This window comes from Pseudomonas syringae group sp. 243L2 (genome assembly GCF_032587875.1).
Taxonomy (GTDB): domain Bacteria; phylum Pseudomonadota; class Gammaproteobacteria; order Pseudomonadales; family Pseudomonadaceae; genus Aquipseudomonas; species Aquipseudomonas amygdali.
Genome location: NZ_JAWHPL010000040.1, coordinates 82,804 through 105,110 on the forward strand (window position 1 = coordinate 82,804; position 22,307 = coordinate 105,110).

Below are 22,307 nucleotides of genomic sequence, written 5' to 3' on the forward strand. Positions count from 1 at the left end.
CTCCAGACCAAAAAAAACCCGTCGAAACGGGCTTTTTTTGTCTGTTTGGTCATAAATTAATCAATTTACGACTTCACACTTTTTACGCGATTTCAGCGAAGCATTCTTCCAGAATGGCCAGCCCACGGGTCAGCAACTCGTCTTCAGCGGTCAACGGTACCAGTACGCGCAAAACGTTGCCGTAAGTACCGCAGGACAGCAGGATCAGACCCTTGTCACGCGCCTTGGCAACTACCTGCGCCACTGCTGCGGCGTTAGGCTTGTGCGAATCGCCATCTTCGAACAGCTCGACGGCAATCATCGCGCCCAGCGCACGCACTTCGCCAATGACCGGGTACTTGGCCTGAATGCCCTTGAGCGCAGTCACCAGACGCTCGCCCACCGCCTTGCAACGGTCCAGCAGGTGCTCTTCTTCGAAGATATCCAGCACCGCCAGCGCCGCAGCGCAAGCAACCGGGCTACCAGCATAAGTGCCGCCCAGACCGCCAGGTGCGATGGCATCCATGTATTCAGCCTTGCCGCACACGCCCGCCAGCGGGAAGCCACCGGCGATGGACTTGGCGAAGGTGGTCAGGTCGGCCGCAACGCCCATCTGTTCCATCGCGAAGAACGTGCCGGTACGGCCAGCGCCAGTCTGCACTTCGTCTGCGATCAGCAGAATGCCGTGCTTGTCGCACAGCTCGCGCAGACGCAACATGAACGCCTTCGGTGCCACGTAGAAACCACCTTCGCCCTGTACGGGTTCGATGATGATCGCAGCGATGTCCTTGGGTTCGGCGTCGTTCTTGAAGATGCGCTCGATGCTGGCGATGGAATCGTCAACGCTCACGCCATGCAGCTCGCAAGGGTACAGCGCGCGGAAGATACCGCCCGGCATCAGGCCCATGCCCGCCGAGTAAGGTACAACCTTGCCGGTCAGGCCCAGGGTCATCATGGTGCGCCCGTGGTAAGCGCCGGTGAAGGCAATCACGCCCGCACGGCCAGTGGCAGCACGCGCGATCTTCACGGCGTTTTCAACCGCTTCCGAACCGGTGGTCACCAGCAGGGTTTTCTTGTCGAAATCACCCGGCACTTTGGCGTTGATCTTCTCGCACAGCTCGACGTAAGGCTCGTAGGCCAGCACCTGGAAGCAGGTATGGCTCAGCTTGGTCAGCTGCTCTTGCACGGCGGCGATGATCTTCGGGTGCAGGTGACCGGTGTTCAGAACGGCAATGCCGCCCGCGAAGTCGATGAATTCACGACCTTCCACGTCGGTAACGGTCGCGTTCTTCGCCGAAGCTGCGAAGATCGGGTGGATCTGACCAACGCCACGCGGGACGGCAGCATGGCGGCGTTGCATCAGGGATTCGTTAGTCTTGCTCATGTATTCCTCATTCGCCGCTCATCGGTCGGCGTGGGTCAAGGATCAAGCGGACCGGATCAACTGCGGCAGCATACGATGATCGACTGCTGCAGCCTTCAGGCCACCAGGAAACTACGGTGCAACAAAAGCCGATGACACGTCGCTCTCGCGCATCATCGGCTGCAATACCTCAACGTCAGTCAGACCGGGTCAGTCAGACCGACAGGCAGAGGTATTTGATTTCCAGATAATCTTCGATGCCGTACTTGGAGCCTTCACGGCCCAGGCCGGACGACTTGATGCCACCAAACGGTGCCAGTTCGTTGGAGATCAGGCCGGTGTTGATACCCACCATGCCATATTCCAGCGCTTCGGCAACACGGAACACGCGGCTCATGTTCTGCGCATAGAAGTACGACGCCAGACCGAACTCAGTGTCGTTGGCCATCGCAATCACTTCAGCCTCATCCTTGAAGCGGAACAGCGGGGCCAGCGGACCAAAGGTTTCTTCCCTGGCCACGGCGGCATCTTTCGACACATTGACCAGAATAGTCGGTTCGAAGAACGAGCCTTCCAGGCTGTTGCCGCCAGTCAGCACGGTTGCGCCCTTGCTCACCGCGTCAGCGATGTGTTCCTTGACCTTGGCCACGGCCTTGTCGTCGATCAACGGGCCGGTGGTGACGCCGTCTTCCAGACCGTTACCGATCTTCAGCTTGCCGACCGCCGCCTTGAGCTTCTCGGCGAACGCGTCATACACCGCGTCCTGCACATAGATACGGTTGGCGCACACGCAGGTCTGACCATTGTTGCGGTACTTGGAAATCATCGCGCCTTCGACCGCCTTGTCGAGGTCGGCATCGTCGAACACGATGAAAGGCGCGTTACCGCCCAGCTCCAGGGAAACCTTCTTGATGTCCTTGGCGCACTCGGCCATCAACTGGCGACCAATGTCGGTCGAGCCGGTGAAGGACAGTTTGCGCACGATCGGGTTGCCGGTCAGCTCGGCACCGATATCGCCTGCGCTGCCGGTCACCACGCTGAACACACCAGCCGGGATACCCGCACGCTCGGCCAGTTCAGCCAGGGCCAGTGCAGAAAAAGGCGTTTGCGAAGCAGGCTTGAGCACCATGGTGCAGCCCGCCGCCAGTGCCGGACCGGCCTTACGGGTGATCATTGCCGCCGGGAAGTTCCACGGGGTGATCGCCGCCGTCACACCAATCGGCTGCTTGAGTACGATCAGGCGCTTGTCCGGCTGGTGACCAGGGATCACATCGCCATAGACGCGCTTGGCTTCTTCAGCGAACCACTCGATAAACGACGCGGCGTAGGTGATCTCGCCCTTGGCCTCGGCCAGCGGCTTGCCCTGCTCCAGGGTCATCAACAGGCCCAGGTCGTCCTGGTTCTCGATCATCAGCTCGAACCAGCGGCGCAGCTTGTTGCCGCGCTCTTTGGCGGTCAGCGCACGCCAGGCCGGCAGCGCCTTGTCAGCCGCCTCAATCGCCCGACGCGTCTCGGCTGCGCCCATTTTCGGCACAGTGCCGAGGATTTCGTTGTTGGCAGGGTTGTTGACCTTGATCGACTGACCACCGTCCGCATCCAGCCACTGGCCGTTGATGTAGGCTTGCTGGCGGAACAGTGTGGAATCTTTGAGCTGCATGTCGGCCTCCTAAACAGCACCGCCCGAGAGGCGATGCGAACAATTGATATCGATGCACCCTATTTGGAAGCCATCGCCAGGAAAACATTCCATCGGGTTCCAGCGCTGCGCAACGCATGAAAGCAGGAAGACCGAACAAGAGCGTTTGAAATCTCAAACGAATCCTAGGCATTGCGGGGGGAAAGGACAATAGCCCGTTCGAAAAAAAGAACGGGCGTACGGAGGTGGGTGGTGGTTTTCTGATCAGCGCCGAACCTGACCGCAAGGCAGCCGCAGTGTGATCAGGCAGCGCATAAAAGCCGTGAGCGACCACGGAGCAACCGGCGAAGGTCACGATCAACCTCAAGGCATTGCCGAACGACCCGATCATCGTCCTGGCCGGGCCGTGGCTGATCGAGTTCGACAGCGCCATGACCACCGCAGGGCCCGGCGCAGCTTTTAACGCACGCCTGTAGCGCTATCGATAATCCGGAAGCGTGAAGGACTGAATCGCCGGGGTCAGCGCCTTGGCAGCACGCTTGCTGATGAAGGGTGTTGCCACCAAACGCTGCACGGCGCGAAGGACCTTCACCCCCGTGCGACTGCGAGGATGAACCAGACGCGGCACCAGCTTCGGCACGTTCTGCGACTTTTTCACCACAGGCCGCAGCACATATTCGTACGCAGCAAGGGCCCCTGCAATGGTGTCGGTTCTGGTGAGTTCGCCCGCCAACACATACGCACCAATCAGCGCCAGCGAAGCACCGACCCCACCCAGTGGCGTGACACACCAGGCCGCATCGCCCAGCAACACCACAGGGCCATTCGACCAGCGATCCATCTTCACCTGGCGCAAATCATCGAACCAGAAATCCTCCGCCGCCTCCATCCCCTCCAGCAGGCGAGGCACCTCCCATCCCGCGCCTGCAAACGACGCCCGGAGAAACGCCTTCTGCTCGGCAACACTGTTGCCTACCGCAAGGTGGCTTCGGCCATGCACATTAAAGAACGCACGCGTCGTACCTCGATTATCCGGACGAACGCCCGCACTGCGCCCGCCCACCGCGTTATACCAACGCGCCGTCTGGCTATCAGTCGGCGCGCGGGGCACAGTGAAGAACGCGCTGGCCAGATCCATACGGCGCGGCTGATTCTCGCCGGGGAACACCAGCTCCCGCGTGCGCGAACCGACACCTTCAGCAATGATCAACAGATCAAAACGCTCCTCGCCACCGCTCTCGAACGTGACAGATACGCCCTCAGCATCATGCTCGACCGACACAATACGATCACCAAAGCGATAGAACGCATCAGCAGACGACGCCTCATAAAGCAAGCGCGCAAGATCCCCGCGCAACACCTCAAGCTCAGCCGTCGGACCATCGACCTCCAGACCGGACAGATCAATTTGCGCCGCCGTGCGGTTGTCCTCATCGACCCACGCAAGCCCGGTCTCGCCGGTATTGAGCTCCTTTACCGCCTGCTCAAGCCCCATCAAACGCAGAACCTGCCGGGCCGCGCCCCGCACATCCACATTCTGCCCTCCATCGCGAAAGGCAGACGCCTGCTCGACAACCGTGACATCACAGTCACGCTGCGCCAGCCACCAGGCCGTGGCACACCCCGCGATACTGGCCCCGGTAATAAGAACGCGGCACGGGCTGCGCTCGATGCTTTTGAACTGATTGATAAGATGCCCTCGGTGAGAACGATCTGGCTGAGTGGTATGGGGAGCATCATGCACCACCACAGAGCCGTGCCGGAAGCGCAGGTCTCTTCCTTTGGGGGCGGTAATGGGTGTGGGCTGATGAAAGGTTGTCGCGTGGCGCGCTGGGTGATTTGTATCGCACACCGCCCGCAACTGGACGCCCCGTACCCATGTGAGTATCATGGCGCCCGCGTCGCACCAGTAGCTCAGCTGGATAGAGTACTGCCCTCCGAAGGCAGGGGTCGTGGGTTCGAATCCCGCCTGGTGCACCATATAGCAATCTAGACCTGTCTCAGACAGTCTACGAAATACCCCAAGAAGCCCGCCCCGTGCGGGCTTTGTTGTCTCTGGCTGTTCATAGCAGTCCACCCCTATACCTTCACGCCGTGTATGCCCACGTGTATGCTTTGCAATTCCTTGAACAGGAGGCATACAAGCCGTGAAACGCACTGACATCAAGCGCCGCCCTTTAGCCGACACCACTCTCTCCGGCCTGGAACCAGAGGATGCAACCTATCGGGAGCAAGATGGCAACGGCTTGTATTTTCGGGTCAAAGCAAATGGCCAGAAGTCTTGGGAATTACGTTACAAAAAGCCAGACGGGAAATGGTCTTGGTTAGGGCTAGGCGGCTATCCCGAAGTCAGCGGATCTCTAGCCAGGCAGAAGGCTGCACAACTGCGTGAAGACTCATCCAACGGAAAAAATCCATTAGTCAGCAAACAGGCGAGGAGAGCTGCTGACCTGGAGGCAGCCAATAACACGTTCGAAGCGCTTGCACGGGAGTGGTTTGATTCAAGACGGTCGGGCTGGGAAGCTGGTACCGCCCGGCGAATCATTGGCGCTTTGGAGCTGCACGCTTTTCCAGTATTTGGGAAGCGGGTTTATACCGAGATCCTGCCTCTTGAGTGGATGGAGTTCCTGCGCAGCATGGAGCAGAAAGGGATCATTGACCAAATGGGCAGAGTCCGCGCCACGTGCAAAGAAATCTATGACCTGGCACGCGTCACTGGACGCGCCATCCATAACCCTCTCGAAGGCCTCAACAAATTCCTTCAAACGCGTAGCGCTGAAAATTATGCACACGTATCAGTAGAGGAGCTGCCTGCCCTACTTCGTGCGATCAACTCTTACCCTCACGCGAAGGACGTTCGTTTGGGGCTCCGCTTGCTTGCGCTGTTGGCAGCACGTCCGAGTGAAGTTCGAGAAGCACGCTGGTCAGAGATTGACCTCAATAAAAAGCTGTGGACGATCCCAGCCGAGCGCATGAAGCGTCGGCGTGAACACGTGATCCCGCTATCCCGTCAAGCCGTCGAAGCAATCACTGAACTGCGCTCGCTTACGGGAGCATACCCGCTGCTGTTTCCTGGCCGGAAAGATCGAACCATCCCCCGCAGCAACACCGTCTTTCTCATGGCGTTACGCAGACTCGGTTATGCCGGACGTCAAACAGGCCATGGCTTTCGTCATATCGCAAGCACGATCCTTAATGAGCAAGGCTTCGATGAAAATCATATTGAGGCGCAACTTTCCCACGTGAAGGAAGGAATTGCAGGGGTATATAACAAGGCAGTTTATCTACCTCAACGCAAAGTCATGATGCAGTGGTATGCCGATCATCTCGATGAGCTCATGGCGGGTAATGTTGTTCAGGGACAATTCGGGAAGGCAGTATGATTGGCCACACCCGTACCCCTCTCAAAACCGGTGTAACTCGTGTTTCAGGTGTAACAAAAGACCATAACCATCTGAATTTATTGAATTTATTTCGAGTTACACGTATCGCATCAGAGTTACGCCCGGTGTGTAACGTAGCTGAATCGTGTAACACGACCGAGACCCCGTTGCCGCTGGTGGCCTGCCGCTTCCTGAGTCGCACAGAGCGTGCTGCGCGCTGGCTTAACTGCGCAAATGAAGGGCGTGGGATATGGACGTAGGTTCAGGTCTCATGGTGTTAGACCATGTTCAAAAACTAGATGCCCTGCCAAAACCAACGGCGAGTCTGATCAGTTATCTATCTGCTCAGCCACTTTACAGCCTCTGCGATGAGCAGATTATCGACGCCTGCAACTTGATTGATAAATGCTGCTTAAGAATCCAAACAGATGATTTTGATAGCGACCTGGACACCTTGTGTATCCGCACAACCAAGCATGAAGAACAAATTTTCCAGTACGCTTCGACTGATGCGTCCTCCCGTGTAGCCCACTGGGTTCGTCATTTCACTGGGTGCGATTCCGCCACAGATAACCAAGCTCACGCAGCCTATGTAATGGCCTGCGCTGCAAAGGCACTTGAGGCTCTAAGTGAATGGATGCGCTCAGCCGAGCAAGATGCCTTCCCTCCGGCATGCAAGGTGCCGGACTGGCCTTGGGATTTCTACTGCGAGTACGTGTCATCGCATGCGAGCCCAGACGACCGGATCAACGCCCTTGATCTGTATGCGCTATTCCTTGAGCCGATCACGAACCTGGCGAGCTTACGCAACGACGAGCTAGCTCCCGCAGTAGCTGAGGCCATCAAGGCGGCGACTCGGCGAAAAGGGGGAGTACTCAGCGGTAAAGATCGGAAAATCGAAATAAGTCAGCGTGACAGAGCTATCGTGAACTACGCGCTTGGGTTGCTGGAAAATGGCATGTCGCGTCGCTATGTCACGACAACCGTGCACCGTTGGTTTGAGAGAGAAGTTACCAAGCCGGAAAGCGAGCGTCCTGATTGGGCCACTCTCGAAATGTCGAAACCGCTGACACGTAAAAGGGTTGAAGCGATTCTCAAGCAACACAACCTGCTGTAGCCAGAATTTCAAATGGAAGTGAACTGCCCGCTAAAATCCCTCGCCTAGATCATTGCTCTCGTCAGTCCAAACCTATCGAGAGCTGTCCCTATGAGTACCTCTGTAACCGAGTTCTCTCGCGAAACACCTGCCAACGCTCCGCTGCTGTTCGACGCTGCCTCAACCTTGATTCGCATGCGCGAGGTTGAGGGAATCGTGGGCATGAAGCGCTCAACCATTTACAAGCTCATGCAGCAGCCCAGCTCCTGCTTTCCACAGCCCGTCAAGCTCAGCGACAGCACATCAAGGGGCGCGCCTGTCGCCTGGGTGCTTTCCGAAGTCCAGGCATGGGCGCGCAGCCGCATCGCTGCTCGCGACCAGGTGGCCGCATGAACAATCGCATCCCAAAAGGTGACGGACCTTTCATCGACTCCTACAGCATCGGGTTCCAGCTCTACAGACAGGACGAGCTCAACTGGAAGAGCCGCACCATTGCGGGCATCAGTTGGAATGGCCTGGAGCAAGAAGCGATCTTTTTCAATGCAGACGGCCTGGCTCTTCCTCTCAGACCCAACCCTTGGAATGTGCCCGAGTGGATTCGCAAGCATGCGATCCGCCGCGAGTTCGCCAGCGTGCATGGGACTGGCCATTTTGCGATGAAGGAAGGTCGCCGTAAGGCATTGCGAACGGTCGGCCTCAATGGCTGGGTGACTTACTGGCTGGTCGACCAGTCTGGCGGCTTCGCCAATGAGTCGAAGTTTTGGCAGGACTACGTGGCCACCGATCTCGCCACCGAGCAGGCCAACAGCGAAAAGCTACACAGCGAAATGCGCCTGCAAGAAGACCGGGCGACTTACATCGAGCAGAGCATTAGCGAGCGTAGGGACTACCTGACGGTCATGCATCGCCGTCGATGTAACGAAGATCGAAAAATTCTCGCCTGGCTGAAAGGCGAAGTCCCGGCCCCGCTTTTTGATACCGAAGCGAAGGCGGCTTGAGCCCTCCCCGCCCCAATCTACTGGCCCTGATCTGGCACCAGAACGCCGGGCTATCACGTCACAGGTTCGGCGCACGCACAAACGAAAACGCCTCCGGGGGCAACCGGAGGCGTTGAGGTAAATCTACATGCACGTCAAATGTATTTCGCATCGAGCGCGAGTGCAAGTCGCTCAAACAGTTGCACATACCAAAACCGGACGTTATTCTCTGGCCGTCGCTGCAAAATCAGCGACCGGGTTTGGCGACCCGATCTACAGTAGGCGCACAGGCGCCCCCATTACGATTGCAGGCGCTTTTTTTGTGCCCGCATCCCCGTTTTATGGCGGCTGTGCGTGGGAGACCTTCGGGTCTGCCGGGTTCCTATTGTCCCGGTTCGCCAACCTGCGCACAGCTGCCACCCTAATTCGTTTGGCGACGAAGTGTGGCAGCTCCTCAACAATAGGAGTTTTGCCAGATGCCCAGTCTCAATCCGTTCAAAAATCGCGCCGCTGCCCAACGTGCAATGGCTCTCGCCGCTTTACACGCCAATTCCAGCCTCGCCACACGCCTTGCCCGCTACAACGCCCACATGACCAAAGCACGCGCCCTCGAAACCGCAGGGGGTGCCCAATGAACAACGCCCTGAGTTTTTGCCTGCCCGAAGACCTGCTCTGTGTTAATCCAACAGCCGATGCCGGTATTCACATCGACGCCATCACCTGCGCCGTCGACCGCGCCAGCTCGGTGCTGTTGCTGCTTGAAGACCAGTTTGAAAACGACGGGCCGAGCCTGGCCAACCATGTCATCGCCGCCGCCCTTTGGGACGTGCGCGGCACGCTGGGTTTGATACGCACTCTGGCGCTTCATGCGGACGATTTGGGCCGCGGTCCTGCGCAAGGAGGTAGCCTGTGAGTGCATCCTTTCAAGGCAACACCACCGGGCACACCGCGTTTGCCAAATACAACGCCCGAAACCAACCTCTGTTTAGCGTCAATGCGGGCGTTTCCTGCGAAGAGGCGTTAGAGCACGCCTCCGTGCTGACAGACTGCATCAACAAACTGACGCTTCAAGCGGGCATGAACGATGACAGCAGCGCGGCGTGGGCCGCCCATTACCTGGGCGATATGGTCAAGGCCATCATTGATGACGTTACCACCAGCCTGCAGCTTCCAACGGAGGATCGCCCATGAGCGCCTCCGGCACGAAAAAGCGCCCTTCGTTCGCACAGGTGAAATCTGCTGCGCTACGCAACATCGACAAGGTCCTTGCTCACTGGCTTCCGAACGGGAAGCGAGTGGACGGCGGCAAGGAGTACACCGCACCCAACCCCACCCGAACGGACAAGCGTGCAGGCTCTCTGAAAATCAGCATTAGCAAAGGCACCTGGTCTGACTTCGCGACCGGCGACAAGGGCGGCGACCTCATCGACCTGGTGCGTTACATCGACGGCGGCACTGACGTCGAGGCCTGTAACAAACTGGCGGAGCTGCTTGGCGTAACTGCTGACTCCGCGCCTGCAAAACCCGCACCGGCCAAAAGCAAAGCCCCTGAGTGGACCGCCATTCAGCCGATCCCGGCCGAGGCGATGAACAAATGCCCGGTTAAACACCGGCAGCACGGCACACCGTCCAAGGTTTGGATTTATCGCGATGATCAGGGTCAACCGCTCATGGCGTTGTACCGTTTCGACCTCGGCCCCGATGAGGACGACAAACCGAAAAAAGTCTTTGCGCCGCTGACCTGGTGCAAACGCAGCGACGGCGAAACGACTCAATGGCGCTGGCAAGGACTGCCCGAGCCCCGACCGCTTTTGCGCCTGGATGAGCTGGCGCTACGTGCCGATGCGGCGGTGGTCTTGTGCGAGGGCGAAAAGGCCGCAGACGCAGCGGCGGATTTGATGCCGAACCACGTGGCCACCTGCTGGCCGAACGGCTCCAACTCTTGGCACAAAGCAGACCTGACGCCCCTCAAAGGCCGCGAAGTGCTGTTGTGGCCGGACAACGACGCCAGCGGCAAAACCTGCATGGAAGCCGTCGCGAACAGACTGCGGGAAGTCGGCGCAGGCTCGGTCCGGGTTTTGGCGCTGGAGGTGCTCAAGCGCAAACCTACGATGGAAAACGAAGGCGCTGGGTTCGCCCCAGATGGCCAATGGGACGACGGCGATGATGCCGCCGATGCCGTTGCCAAAGGCTGGACGGTCGACCATTTCGTCGAGCTAGAGCGCAGTGGCGAGCTGTTTGGCCTGGTAGAGGAAACACCGGCAACAGAGCAGCCAGAACCCAAACCGAAAGCGAAGACGAAACCAGCGGCCAAGCGCCCTGCGAAACCGAAAAACGACCTGATGCCCGGCGGCTTTCGCCTCACTCCCGAGGGGGTGTTTTATGCAGGCGACGACGGCGAGGCGCGCCCGGTGTGTTCGCCTCTGGAGATCCTCGCCCGGACCCGCGATGACAAAGGTCACAACTGGGGCCTGCTCGTGGAGTTCGACGACCCGGACGGTGCCAAGAAACGCTGGAACATTCCGGCACGCACCATGACCGGTGATTTCGGCAAGGACGTACTCGGCCCATTGGTGGACATGGGCCTGCGCCTGGCTGGCAGTCGATCAGGCCGGAATGCACGTAACGACCTGCAGAGTTACCTCGGCGGTTTCGACAGCGCGCAACGGGCTCGACTGGTCACTCGCTTGGGCTGGCACGACAGCGCCTTTCTCCTACCGGAACAACAAGTAGGCGTGCACAGCGAACACCTGCACTTCTACGAGGCCGGTTCTCAGCTACCGCCGATCAGCGAAGCGGGCACGCTTGAGCAATGGCAAGAGCAGATCGGCGCGTTGTGCGTGGGCAACCATCGTCTGGCGTTTGTGGTTGGCGTGGCTTTGGCTGGCCCGCTGCTGCACATGCTGGGTCATGAGTCGGGCGGCTTTCATTTGTACGGTGACAGCTCGGGCGGCAAGACCACGCACCTGCAGGTCGCTGCATCGATCTACGGCGGACCTCGCCTGGTACGTTCGTGGCGCTCCACGGACAACGCACTCGAATCCATCGCCGCTGCGCACTCAGACGGGCTTCTGGTGCTGGATGAGATCGGCATGTGCGATCCGCGCATCATCGGCGAGACGGTGTACATGCTCGGCAACGGCACCGGCAAGGCACGGGCTAATGATCGAGGCCAGGCAGGTCGGCAGGTACAGGAGTGGCGTTTGCTGTTCCTTTCCACGGGCGAGAAGACGCTGGCCCAGCACATGGCCGAAGCGAACAAGGAGCTGAAAGCGGGCATGGAAGTACGTATGCTCGCCGTTCCAGCCGATGCCAGCAAAGGCTTGGGCATGTTCGACACCCTCAACGGTTTCGATGATGCAGCGGCGCTGTCCGACGCGCTCAAGGCGCGAGTCGCGAAATACTACGGCACACCGCTCACCGCCTTTCTCACAGCGCTGTGTGAGCCCGACAAACGCCACGCTTGGTCCGCCATCCTGCGCCGCACGCTGGAAGGCTTTATCGCCCAATCGTTACCCGCGTCGGCCAGCGGGCAAGCTCACCGTGCCGCCGCTCGCTTTGGCCTCGCCGCCGCAGCGGGTGAGCTGGCCACCGCGATGGGGATAACTGGCTGGCCCGATGGCACAGCCACCACCGCTGCTCGGGTGTGCCTCAACGCATGGATGAACGAGCGTGGCGGCGTCGGTAACTTCGAAGGTGACGCAATCGTATCGCGACTGCGCCAAGTCATCGAGCGCTTCGGCGAGAGCCGATTTACACGCTGGGAATCGGCAGCGGCAAAGATCGACGAACACGGTCCGCGCACTATCGACCGGCTGGGCTTTCGCAAGACGATGGAGCACGGCTTGGGCGACTCCCTGCACACCACCAACACATATTACGTGCTGCCCGAGTCCTGGCGCTCGGAGATCTTCCGGGGCATGAACATCAATGCGGTGAACAAGGAGCTGCTTCAGCGCGGGGTCATTGAGCCGGGGAACGACGGAAAAGCATCGAGCCTGGTCCGCCTGCCCGGCCTGGGCACGCAACGCTGCTACATCGTGAAGACGATTCCGGGATTGGCTGAAAGCGAGGCTCGGGCTGCCTGAGTGCATCCCCGCTGATCGAGGTAGCGTCGGCTGATTCCCGGCCTCGCCAGCCACTTATACAACTCCCAATCGAATTGAACAGAGACCAGACACATGAATGAGATCCAAGCACTGAAAGATCGCCGCGATCAATTGCTGAAAGAGGCTGACCAGTTGCATAACCAGATGCTGCCTTTTGAAGCCGCGCTGGAGAATGAGCAGTCCATTGAGCCCGCCCAAGAGCGTGAGTTACGCGACAAATACAACGAGCTGAAAACGCGTTTCGATGCGCGCAAGCACGATGCTGACCTGTTGGATCAGAAGATCAATCGCCGCGAGACTCTCGTCAACAGCCATTCCCTGATGGCCGGTTACGCCAAGGCCATGAACAGCTGGAAAGCCGATGAGCAGGAGCTGAACGCAAAACGTCAGAGCCTCAGCATCCGTCTGGAACAGATCAAACAACAGGCAGCAGAGGATATGGCCAAAGCGCGCCAGGCCGAAACAGACGCTGCGACTGCGTATGCACAGGCAGTCGCATGGGGCGACACCGAAGGCGAAAAGACCGCCAACGCCAATGCGCAAAAAGCCGCAAAAAACCTGGTAACCGCCGCCGAACATAATCGTCGACAAGGCCTGATCATGTCCGCGCTGGAGCAGGAGCTGCTCACCGTAGATCGGTACATCGCCGAGGCACAGGAAAAGCACAAGGGCATAGAACGCAACGCCCTGTGGCTGTCACAGACAGTGCTGGAAGAGAGATGGAACGAGGCCGCTAAAACACTTTTCGATGTGGGCGGAAGGCTCTGGGCGAATTACAACCTGCTCGGCATTGATCAAGTGAGCCTGTTGAAACTAGCCGTTCCACAAGCAGGCGAAAGGGTCGGGAACTGGACGTGGCATGAACTATCCGACCGGGCGCGCAGCCACAGCGCGCAGGATTTGCTACAGCTCAACGACTTTCCGACGTCTCAACAGGCGGCACTTGTGGGCCATCAGGAGCAACGGAAGAATGAAGAAGGTGAACAAGCCAGTTCAGAACATCATGAGTTGGTCCGATAGGCGAAGATGTCGCAAAACACATCTGAATATACTATTGAAAACTACCGACGCAATCTCCGCCAAATGCAGGTGTTGAAGATCAAAGAGGTTAACGGGGAAGTTATCGAGGGATGACCCGAAAAATAAAATATGCTTGACAAGAAAGGGCCCAAGCGGGCCTTTTTTTATCAGAATTTTTTAAGTATAGCAGTCCTTCTGCAAATTTTATTAATAGGGCTACTGCTAAATACCTACAGAACATGCATAGTATTTTTATCTTAAGATACAGTCGGCATGTGCTAAGTTCGTCTACGAAAGTTGGTTTTGAGATAAAACAATAAAACTCTTTCAGAGCTCATGGGTAAGGAACGATAAAAACTATTCAATCTAGAGGCTATAAAAGCGTTCCAAATCCTGCCTTTAAAACCTAAGCGCACATAAATGTTTCCACAATTCCAACATCAACCATCACTCTGTTGTGATTACTGCATCCACTAAATAAAATTTCCAATGAGGATTAGCCCTATTAGTGGAGAGAGTTGCTTTCAGTTAGCCTAGCAGGCTCTCTCTATTCTGCATTCCAAATAGTGGGTGGAGGCATGTTAACGCTGCAAATTGCCGAATGCACATTGTGCTTTCGAGGTCTTGCATAGACCATCAATTTATATATTGTTGAGGTGATTCCAGCACATATGGATGTCGAATACGTGTAAGAGGTTGCCAACGACGGCAGGTTGCACATAGAATGTGAGAACCTGCCGCCCGATAAATATTTTTAGTTATAATTAACACCTCCAGCCTTTGGACATAATATACAGGCTTGATCGGTAGAGCTGCGATAAGGTCTATTGTAAAACTGTAGCGGGCTTTAACCTAAACTTAAGGATTTACCAACAAGCTCATTTAGAAGCAGGATTCAATACCGAGCAACGTCATCCCAAAGACTACACCACTCAACACTAATAAAAATACAAGCATGTTTCATACGACCTTAAATTACCAAATTTGAAACGAGGTTAAAATGTCGCTCAAAAAGCTATTCGAACAAGATGAACTCGACCCACAGCTTGAATCTTTGGACCTCATGACTAGCTATCATTCAACCATGAGATTTCTTGAGTTATTTCAAGCTGCAATTTTCTCTAAAGAACATCAGTCTCGGTCAGTATTAAGCGTTTACGCTGAATTCCTACACTCTCAAGGACTGATAAATACACCAGATGATTATCCAAGCGTAATCAGCGGGCATCTGGATAATCCAAATGAAATTCAAGCCATAAGAAATTTGAAATTCCCTATGGGACTAGGTTCATTGTTTGCCTACATGAGCATGAATCTAGGTATCGCCAGGGAAATTGCGGGAGATAAAATCCCCAACAAGTCCACCGAGAAGCTTAAATCAGAATGGTTCCTTGATAAGTTTGACATTATCAAAGATGAATTGCATGAGAAGCCCACAATCAGGAGAGTTCTCAAACGGTTGCGTAACGCTGTAAGCCATCATAACTTCAAGCTTAGGATACCTCTATCCCTAGTGAATGAGCGTGATATCAGAGACCAAGTCGAAGTCACCTTTTATGATTCGGACAAGTCTAACGGCAATGATTTTTATGCTAAAGCACGGTTCAGAACTGTCGAAAACCTGATGGAGAAACTGCGAAGTACTGTTTATGAGTTTCACACTTGCCCACCTTTTGAGGAGGACATATATAAAGATAATGCGATAGTTGATTATGTATCTGCGTGCTTCAAACACTTTAGTAGATCGTATGCACGCCGCGGTTTGAAATTCGAAAGCCTGACAAGGCTCAACCCTATCGATGCATACAGAGTTCAAGCACACACAGGATGTATAGAGATTTCTCGATCAGACACATTGTTATACAAAACGTCCATGAAGGTAAACGATAAAAACTGCGAACCCCAATATTTAGAAATTCCCTTTCTTGCAAATAACCGACAAAATGAGATTATGATAGAGGATGACCTCTACGACTTAGGCGCGTCTCCCATGGACTGGATGCTTAATCATGCAAAATCGCCTTTGTGTCGCCTAGAAAAAAAGATTATAAGCATGTTAGACGATGCGATTGAAACTCAAAACCTAGAAGCTAAATCACCATCTACACGAGACACCTGATACAGCGCTCACCCCCAGCTTATAAAACAAGTTCCAGCCATATTTAGATATCCCGCCGTTAAACAGCCGCGACTGCGGCTGTAACTTCAAACTCGCGTCATACTATAATTCATAGCTACTATAGCGTATACAAACTCACACTAATGGTTGATACAGACGACTGAAAAATCTCAGCCCTCCTTATCATCTTTTATTTTAGATTCCACCACCGGACAATTGCCTCAGGTGTATTTTTTATCACTTCGGCATTCTTCACTTCATCCAAATTAATTATATAAATAATATTTGAAAGAGTAATAGGCAAAGGTAGTCGCGACGAAATGCAAGCGAACAGCTTACTTCTATCATATCTATAAATACTTTTTGCAAGATCAGGCACTTTGCTTAACAGGCTCAAAGCCTCGCTATCTTTAATGGATTCCTTCATGCGGAGTCGAAACTTATTCTGCAACATGGCACGCCAATTTTTATTCTTATAATGAGTATGGGATATATCCTCAAAAAGCTTAAGCAATGTCCATTCGCTGGTTTCTAGAGTTGCATAAACGCCGTTAAGTGCTCTGTTTTCTGTGTTAAGCTCGGCCCAGTCATCTTTGCATTTATAGCGAAGATCATGATCAATCTCGTGCCACCCTTCAGATAGTATTGTACGAAGCTGCACTTCAAACGTATTATCTACCAAGCCGATATGATCACTTCCAACTATTGAAGTAACGTCAAAGTTTGACGGCAAGCGAAACATTAAATTGCACCTATTAGCTTTGAAGCTTTCGTGCTCAAGCATATCGATTTGAGAATCCTCGGGAATAAAATTGAATTTATTCTCCAGAATCTCTTGCGCCACTTTTACATCATCAAGAAAATAAAGTGCTATCCGAACACCAATAATATCTTGTATCTTTTTAGAATCATCGTACTTATTGGGATTCTTAGATACCTTGGCCTGAATAGAAGCCTGTGTTTTCTCTCTAAAAAATACTCTGAACATTATGCCATGCTTGGCAATAGAGGACTCAATTTCCCTAACTAATAAAGCAGTTTGACTTGATTGCATGATTAACGTCCAAGTATATCTTTAACTATCGAAAAATTGGCTGCACTAAGATCCAAGCCTATCCAATTCTTTTTCTTTGCAGAAGTAATAATCCCTTCTTTCCGCATTTCCTCAAGCGCTTCAGAGATAAGATGTGAAGGATGAGGGTTGCCTCGATAGAATATAAAAATAGGACGATGGGCAAATGCAATAGTTTCTTTTCCGATGGGCCAGAATTTTTCCAGGATAAAACTTTTTATCTCATGATTTTCTGCGATCGGGTTAGCTAAAATTTGCGATTTCGCTTCTGCATCCCAAATGTGGCTGCCAAACTGCTCACAAGAGACCATCTCACTACTATTATTAGTACCATTACTCATGCAGTCGTAAAAGGTGCACGAGTGAAACACACAGTTACTGATTCTGTCCCAATTTAAAGTGCAATTCTGAAATCTACATTCGTGAAAATAACAATCTTTGATTGAATCATTCACGAAAAATTCGGTAGTATTAAACACAATATTATTGAACTGAACTTGAGATACATCACCTGTTGCTCGATCCAATAACCTAAGTTCTAGCTGTATTCTATCCTCGACAGGGATGAATTCTAAAGTTTCTGAAAGCCTACTCCAAATGTCTTCGCGTGAACTTAACGAACGTGATGAAAAAGAATTAATCGCTGCCTCAACAAAAATGCTTTCCGCTACCCAGCCTTTAGATTTCGACTCAATAAGGTCGCGCGCAACGAAGTGACCAAGCACAAAGTCATTGATGAAACCGATTTTATTATCAATCTTTGACCGGTCTAGAAGAGCATGATTTGAGAACCGATCAACCATTTCTTCGTAAGTAGGACGTCCTTCTACTTCGTAGCGAGCGCGGGACTCTTCAATAAGATTTATTTCAGTATGAGAGAAATAACCAATAATATTTTCTTTAGTGTCCCTTGTATAATCATACTCCATCATGTTCTGCGCAAGGCGCATGAGGAAATTTGACTGTTCCGATGTTGTAAGCTTCAAGTCTTGCCGTTTGATTTCGCGCGTGAACATAGACGAGAAGTATTTATCTACTATCGAGTCAGGATCATCCAGTATTTCAGAAAATTGTTCATCGTTTACAAACTTCAGAAAAGTCAGCAGAACCGGATTGGCGATATTTTTTATATTTATCCGAGAGTTCTGTAGCTGAGTTATACGTTCGACTGGCAGCCAATAACGTATGGAAGGCTCTTTTAGGCTATATCTTACGAAATCGAAGTCGTTCGTGTGAGTGCCAATCCATTCATCGAAGTCGTCACCTTGTAGAATGGCAGTCTTACGGGTGGTTAGAACTACTTTGGCCTCACCATTTAAAATCTCCGCTATTGTCTCAAGCATAGCCTGAGACTTTTCAAAAAGCAGATCTTCTTCCTCTCTCTCCTTAAGAAGTTCATCAAAACCATCCAAAACAACGATTACTCGGCCATTCTTTATTTCACGAAGCACTAAGTCTATAGATACTGCGGGAAAAGACCTCGCTAGTTCTTTATGCAAAACATGGCTAAAAATCTTGGCTTGGCGATCCCTAGAAAGTTCAGCAAAGAGAACAATGTGATGTTCGTTCTCGCCAGAAATCATTTTTGCAATTTCATAAGCAGTACATGTCTTACCGAAGCCAGCAGCGGCTTCGATTAAAACTAGGCGCGGCCCAGAAACGAGTAGCTCAGACTTAATATCTTCTAAGACATTATCCTCAGAAGTATTTTCACTAAAATTTTTTGTATAAGGTGTAGATATGTAGCGGTAGACGCTCTCTGTCTCAGGAAAGGAGACCCTGATTTTTTCTATATGCTCCTCATAATCCCTTATAAAGTTTTGCTTGGTCTTGGCGATAGAGAAGAAGCCGCCAAAAAGCTTGTTTTCCAGATCTACAATTGTAGTGTGCACATAATCTTTTACTTGAAAACCTAACTCTTCGAGCTTAACGTGAGTTTGTTGATCATCTACAGCGCCAGGAATCTTTAATACTGCAGCATTATCAAAAATCCCTTGCTTGATAGTGAATACCATTGAGGAGTTTGAAGAGAAATCCGCTCTGTACTCAAAACCATACCCCGAAAAGACACTGATTACGTCGTTCGCTTCAGTAGGCGTCATATTGAATCTCCTTCCGTGAGAGAGCTTATTCCCATTTTGAATTTTTTTGACCAGATATCCAGTATTACAACCTCTACTGAAAAAGTCATCTCCTTCGTGCAAAACAGTTGATAGAGGGCATTTCTTTTATCCGTTCGCCTAGCAATATTTTTCCAGAGAAAACATAAAGCTCGCACCGCATTGAGCCCGAGCTATTTTCTCGATGATTGACGGCGTTGAGGGCTTTCTGGCGACCGATCCCGATCCCGACTGTGTAAAAACGCGCTGGTACACTGCCGGCGCGTAGCGCCGATGGCTGTTAGCTGAGTAATTGCTCGCAACAAGTCTTGCGGATCATCACTAGGACCCGGGAGCCCCAGAGTTGTTGCTACCGTGCAGGGGAGCCGAAATAAAGACCTCTTCAGGCCGACAGCGCCTTCATTAATCCGCTGATACCGAGACATTTCATGACTTGCGTCAGGTTGTAGGCGAGGACGTTCAAGCTCATCTCGGCACTTACTCCGTTCAGCTTTCGTGTCAGGAAATGTGTGACACCCCATCCATTGTTTGAGCGTCCCGAAAGGATGCTCAACAGTCCGTTTTCGGACTCGCATCATCTCCGGTGATTTGTTCAGCCGGGCTTGCACTCCCTCCAGTACAGCTTCATGTCCCAGCGTCGAACCCGCAGTTCCGCGTTCGGTGTGCAGTGCGGTTTCCTTGCGCCCGCCTGCATTTCGAACTCCAGCAAAGGTGAGGCGTCAGGCCTTTTTCGACGTTGGTATAGCGCCAGATCAGTGCTTCTCCGGCTGGACAAACATATTCGTTTTTTGCCGCGTCATGGATGAAGGCATAGTTATTGAATCGCCACTCCGCTCTGGCCCCAGAGGTCATCGGCTTGGGCACATACGCAGTGATGCCTGCATCGTGACAAGCCAGGATCTCTTCGCTTTTGAATCAACCTCGATCAGCCACTACCGACAACGTTCCTGACGCGACAGTCTCGCGGGGCTGTAGGGCCACCGAGCTGAGTTGATCGCGGTCGAGCCGACGTTAGTGAACTCATGTGCAACGATCAAATGGTGCTGGGCAGACTGGCTTTACCTCAGTGCCGCACGTTCCTGCTAAGTATTTACACACTCCGGGCCTGTAAGAGACATTAGCAGAGGGTGAATTGTTACACTGATCCTTAGCGTTACATCTCATACAACGAGGCTCGAACCTTGGTGTTACGGTTGATTTGTCCTTATATTTCAATTACTTAAAAAATATGTTACACCCGTGACACCAGTTACACCACATTGACAGGCCAATGCCCCCCCGCTCCCCTACGAACAGGCGCCATCAGCGACCAGCATCTGGTCTAAGCCGGGGACCCTGAGGATCTCTGCTGACTACGGGGCAGGGAACCCGCGCATCTTGAGTAGCCGACGTTTTCACAGCTTAGTGAACTGGTGAACCCGGTGAACTCACCCAATCAGGTGGTGAACCCGGATGTTCATTCCTTCAGCTACTGATCTGCTGCCGTCAACCTGTCAACTGTCAACCAACGTCAACCGATCAGCAGCTACCAAATCCACGCGGGTTTCATGCCCCGTGTTCCTCGAATGCCGCCAGGGTCCCCGGCGTTAATCCTCTGGGAATGGCGAGGCTGACTAGCTGACGTCAAGTGACTCGAAAGCTCCTCCTGTAGCCTCTCCGGAGGAAATACAAACTTTGAACGGGTACCAAGAGTCCTCCAAGTACCATCCCTCCCCCGTGATGAATCCATCCGCGAGGGAAACTTGGATATCCCTAATTCCATCTAAAGACAAACGCTCAGTGCACCAGACCTCAGCCTCTCCTTTGAAAAGCCTAAGCCACAACCCATTTGAAACGAGGGTGCTACCCAGCTCTGGGATGCTGATCAAATTCTCAATATCGCCACCGAAGTGCTTTACGAGCAGTCCGTTACGAACGTCCACGATGTAACCCTGACCACCGGCAACTACGATCACATGAAAAGTTGATTCCACTTCCAACACGCAGTTGAAGCGGCAAAACCCGGGTTGGAAGTTTCCCACCCAAGAAGGCATCCCTTCAGGCAAGAACCTGATAACGATCCCCTCACTATGCTGCCCTTGGCCGGTTGCACTGAACTGGAGAGGAAGAGGGCCATCACCTGGCAGCCCAGGAAGAAGCTGATGATGCGGCGTATCGGTCATAAATTTGCCCGGCTGCGGAGTTTATTTCAGTCGAATCATGACACTACCTGCCCCTCCGTTACAGAGGCGTGACCTTCCAAAGGTGGGGCAGCTATCGAGGAGCTGTCAATCTGGGTTGAACACAGAGGGTCTACAGAAGTGGCACAGAACATTTGAGTAGCACTGGATACCCTGGATGGATGCAGATTCATCACCCTTGCTCTCGCCTCACTGGCGGCAGAAGGTAGCGCCGTGTATGCCCACGTGTATGCCTAAGCGAGTCACCACCAAACAAACCCTTTAAATACGGGGCTCTTACTAACCGGTTCAAACGACGCCTGGCGCCATCTTTTGCAGTCTGGATGTGTCTTGAGTTGTGGACAGTCTATGAAATGCCCGAAGCCCGCCTTGTGCGGGCTTTTTTGTTTTTGGTGCCTTGGCAAAACGGGTCTGAACATGTAGCGGACGCGCTCTATTTCAGTGACACGCGCACCGATTTGCAAGGGAAATACCGCCCCAGCTCCGCAGAATGTCCTCAGCTTGAAAACTTCTCGTCGAGCTACTCCAGGCGCTGCTACCTGAACGCCTTGGTGTCGAGATCAGCTCTGCTGTGCTTCGGGAATTTTTTTGTGAATAGATAGTCCCAAACCCGGAAGTAAACGATCTTTGCTCAATCAGTGCGTGGGGCGCTGGCCTGATCTGGTTAAGCAAAACAGCAAGTGCTAAAGCGGGCGTGCCTGTACGCCAGCTAAAATTTAATCAAGCTCCAAGGAGGGGGAATGGCATTCGACGCTTTTTTACAGATCGAGGGTCTCCAAGGGGATTCCACTGATGCTAATCATAAGCACTCAATTGAGATAACTGGATATAATTTAGCAGCTACTCAGTCAATCTCCCGTACGGCTAGCTCAGCTGGCGGCGCAACCGCCGGCCGTATTTACTTAAGCGATTTTAGCATTACAAAACTCGTAGACGCTGCAACCCCGAAACTATTGGCCGCATGCTGTTCGGGGCAACACTTCAAGAAAGCAACGTTGAGCGTTTATCGTGCAGGAGGCGACAAGCAAAAGTACATGGAAGTGACTTTTGAAAACTTTATTGTAAGCGGGTTTTATAGCGGGAATATATTTGACGCATTGCCCAGCGCTTTTCCAGAAGACGTTGTTTGGTTTAGTTACTCAAAAATCAAGATGACATATTCACAGCAGAGTAGAGCCAATGGGCAAATGATAGGTCAAGTCGTTGCCGGATGGGACCAGGAACGAAACACCACTTATGCATAAGGATATTTA

At 53.1% G+C, this 22,307-nt stretch carries 17 protein-coding genes, 1 tRNA gene and 2 pseudogenes; 12 read left to right on the forward strand and 8 right to left on the reverse strand.

Annotated elements, in window-relative coordinates:
* Positions 1-82: 82 nt before the first annotated feature.
* The 4 genes and pseudogenes from gabT to RYB66_RS23435 all read right to left on the reverse strand — a co-directional run bounded on the left by gabT (position 83) and on the right by RYB66_RS23435 (position 4,725).
* Positions 83-1,363 carry a 4-aminobutyrate--2-oxoglutarate transaminase gene (gene gabT / locus RYB66_RS23420; RefSeq protein WP_005732800.1) on the reverse strand — a complete coding sequence of 427 codons (1,281 nt, stop codon included), beginning with the start codon at positions 1,361-1,363 and terminating at the stop codon, positions 83-85.
* A gap of 193 nt (positions 1,364-1,556) precedes the next feature.
* Positions 1,557-2,999, reverse strand: coding sequence for an NADP-dependent succinate-semialdehyde dehydrogenase (gabD, locus tag RYB66_RS23425; RefSeq protein ID WP_004662926.1), 1,443 nt, complete (start codon positions 2,997-2,999; stop codon positions 1,557-1,559).
* 331 nt (positions 3,000-3,330) lie between these two features.
* Positions 3,331-3,411 (reverse strand): annotated as a pseudogene (locus RYB66_RS26745) (LysE family translocator); the annotation flags it as partial.
* 45 nt (positions 3,412-3,456) lie between these two features.
* Positions 3,457-4,725 carry an FAD-dependent monooxygenase gene (locus RYB66_RS23435; RefSeq protein WP_316895877.1) on the reverse strand — a complete coding sequence of 423 codons (1,269 nt, stop codon included), beginning with the start codon at positions 4,723-4,725 and terminating at the stop codon, positions 3,457-3,459.
* Positions 4,726-4,881: 156 nt separating this feature from the next.
* Between RYB66_RS23435 and RYB66_RS23440 the strand changes: the two genes are divergently transcribed.
* The 11 genes from RYB66_RS23440 to RYB66_RS23490 all read left to right on the forward strand — a co-directional run bounded on the left by RYB66_RS23440 (position 4,882) and on the right by RYB66_RS23490 (position 15,682).
* A tRNA-Arg gene (locus RYB66_RS23440) sits at positions 4,882-4,958 on the forward strand.
* 167 nt (positions 4,959-5,125) lie between these two features.
* Positions 5,126-6,361: a tyrosine-type recombinase/integrase gene (locus RYB66_RS23445; protein ID WP_017698698.1), complete on the forward strand. Its 1,236-nt coding sequence runs from the start codon at positions 5,126-5,128 to the stop codon at positions 6,359-6,361.
* Between the two features lie 271 nt (positions 6,362-6,632).
* Entirely contained in the window at positions 6,633-7,478 is an 846-nt protein-coding gene (locus RYB66_RS23450) for a hypothetical protein (protein ID WP_316895879.1), read from the forward strand.
* 90 nt (positions 7,479-7,568) lie between these two features.
* Positions 7,569-7,850 (forward strand): helix-turn-helix transcriptional regulator, encoded by a 282-nt coding sequence (locus tag RYB66_RS23455; protein ID WP_316895585.1) that lies wholly within the window; start codon positions 7,569-7,571, stop codon positions 7,848-7,850.
* Positions 7,847-8,455 carry a hypothetical protein gene (locus RYB66_RS23460; protein ID WP_316895587.1) on the forward strand — a complete coding sequence of 203 codons (609 nt, stop codon included), beginning with the start codon at positions 7,847-7,849 and terminating at the stop codon, positions 8,453-8,455. Before RYB66_RS23455 ends, RYB66_RS23460 begins: the two co-directional genes overlap by 4 nt.
* 455 nt (positions 8,456-8,910) lie before the next feature.
* Positions 8,911-9,069: a hypothetical protein gene (locus RYB66_RS23465; protein WP_005747070.1), complete on the forward strand. Its 159-nt coding sequence runs from the start codon at positions 8,911-8,913 to the stop codon at positions 9,067-9,069.
* Positions 9,066-9,347: a hypothetical protein gene (locus RYB66_RS23470; RefSeq protein ID WP_316895589.1), complete on the forward strand. Its 282-nt coding sequence runs from the start codon at positions 9,066-9,068 to the stop codon at positions 9,345-9,347. Before RYB66_RS23465 ends, RYB66_RS23470 begins: the two co-directional genes overlap by 4 nt.
* The gene (locus RYB66_RS23475) at positions 9,344-9,625 is read left to right on the forward strand and encodes a DUF3077 domain-containing protein (protein WP_065088521.1); all 282 of its coding nucleotides are present in this window, start codon (positions 9,344-9,346) and stop codon (positions 9,623-9,625) included. Before RYB66_RS23470 ends, RYB66_RS23475 begins: the two co-directional genes overlap by 4 nt.
* Positions 9,622-12,522, forward strand: a complete 2,901-nt coding sequence (locus RYB66_RS23480; RefSeq protein WP_316895592.1) for a DUF927 domain-containing protein — start codon at positions 9,622-9,624, stop codon at positions 12,520-12,522. Before RYB66_RS23475 ends, RYB66_RS23480 begins: the two co-directional genes overlap by 4 nt.
* A 93-nt stretch (positions 12,523-12,615) precedes the next feature.
* Positions 12,616-13,563 (forward strand): chromosome segregation protein SMC, encoded by a 948-nt coding sequence (locus RYB66_RS23485; protein WP_316895594.1) that lies wholly within the window; start codon positions 12,616-12,618, stop codon positions 13,561-13,563.
* Between the two features lie 1,000 nt (positions 13,564-14,563).
* The gene (locus RYB66_RS23490; protein WP_316895596.1) at positions 14,564-15,682 is read left to right on the forward strand and encodes a hypothetical protein; all 1,119 of its coding nucleotides are present in this window, start codon (positions 14,564-14,566) and stop codon (positions 15,680-15,682) included.
* Between the two features lie 190 nt (positions 15,683-15,872).
* Here the strand turns inward: RYB66_RS23490 and RYB66_RS23495 are convergent, their stop codons facing one another.
* The 4 genes and pseudogenes from RYB66_RS23495 to RYB66_RS23510 form a co-directional block, all read right to left on the reverse strand.
* Positions 15,873-16,736 (reverse strand): hypothetical protein, encoded by an 864-nt coding sequence (locus RYB66_RS23495; RefSeq protein WP_316895598.1) that lies wholly within the window; start codon positions 16,734-16,736, stop codon positions 15,873-15,875.
* Positions 16,737-16,738: 2 nt separating this feature from the next.
* A complete protein-coding gene (locus RYB66_RS23500; protein WP_316895599.1) occupies positions 16,739-18,856 on the reverse strand; it encodes an NACHT domain-containing protein in 2,118 nt (705 codons plus the stop codon).
* Between the two features lie 400 nt (positions 18,857-19,256).
* Positions 19,257-19,920 (reverse strand): annotated as a pseudogene (locus tag RYB66_RS23505) (transposase); the annotation flags it as partial.
* A gap of 567 nt (positions 19,921-20,487) precedes the next feature.
* The gene (locus tag RYB66_RS23510; protein ID WP_054992720.1) at positions 20,488-21,036 is read right to left on the reverse strand and encodes a hypothetical protein; all 549 of its coding nucleotides are present in this window, start codon (positions 21,034-21,036) and stop codon (positions 20,488-20,490) included.
* A gap of 758 nt (positions 21,037-21,794) precedes the next feature.
* Between RYB66_RS23510 and RYB66_RS23515 the strand changes: the two genes are divergently transcribed.
* Positions 21,795-22,298, forward strand: coding sequence for an Hcp family type VI secretion system effector (locus RYB66_RS23515; RefSeq protein WP_003318711.1), 504 nt, complete (start codon positions 21,795-21,797; stop codon positions 22,296-22,298).
* The last annotated feature ends 9 nt before the right edge of the window (positions 22,299-22,307 follow it).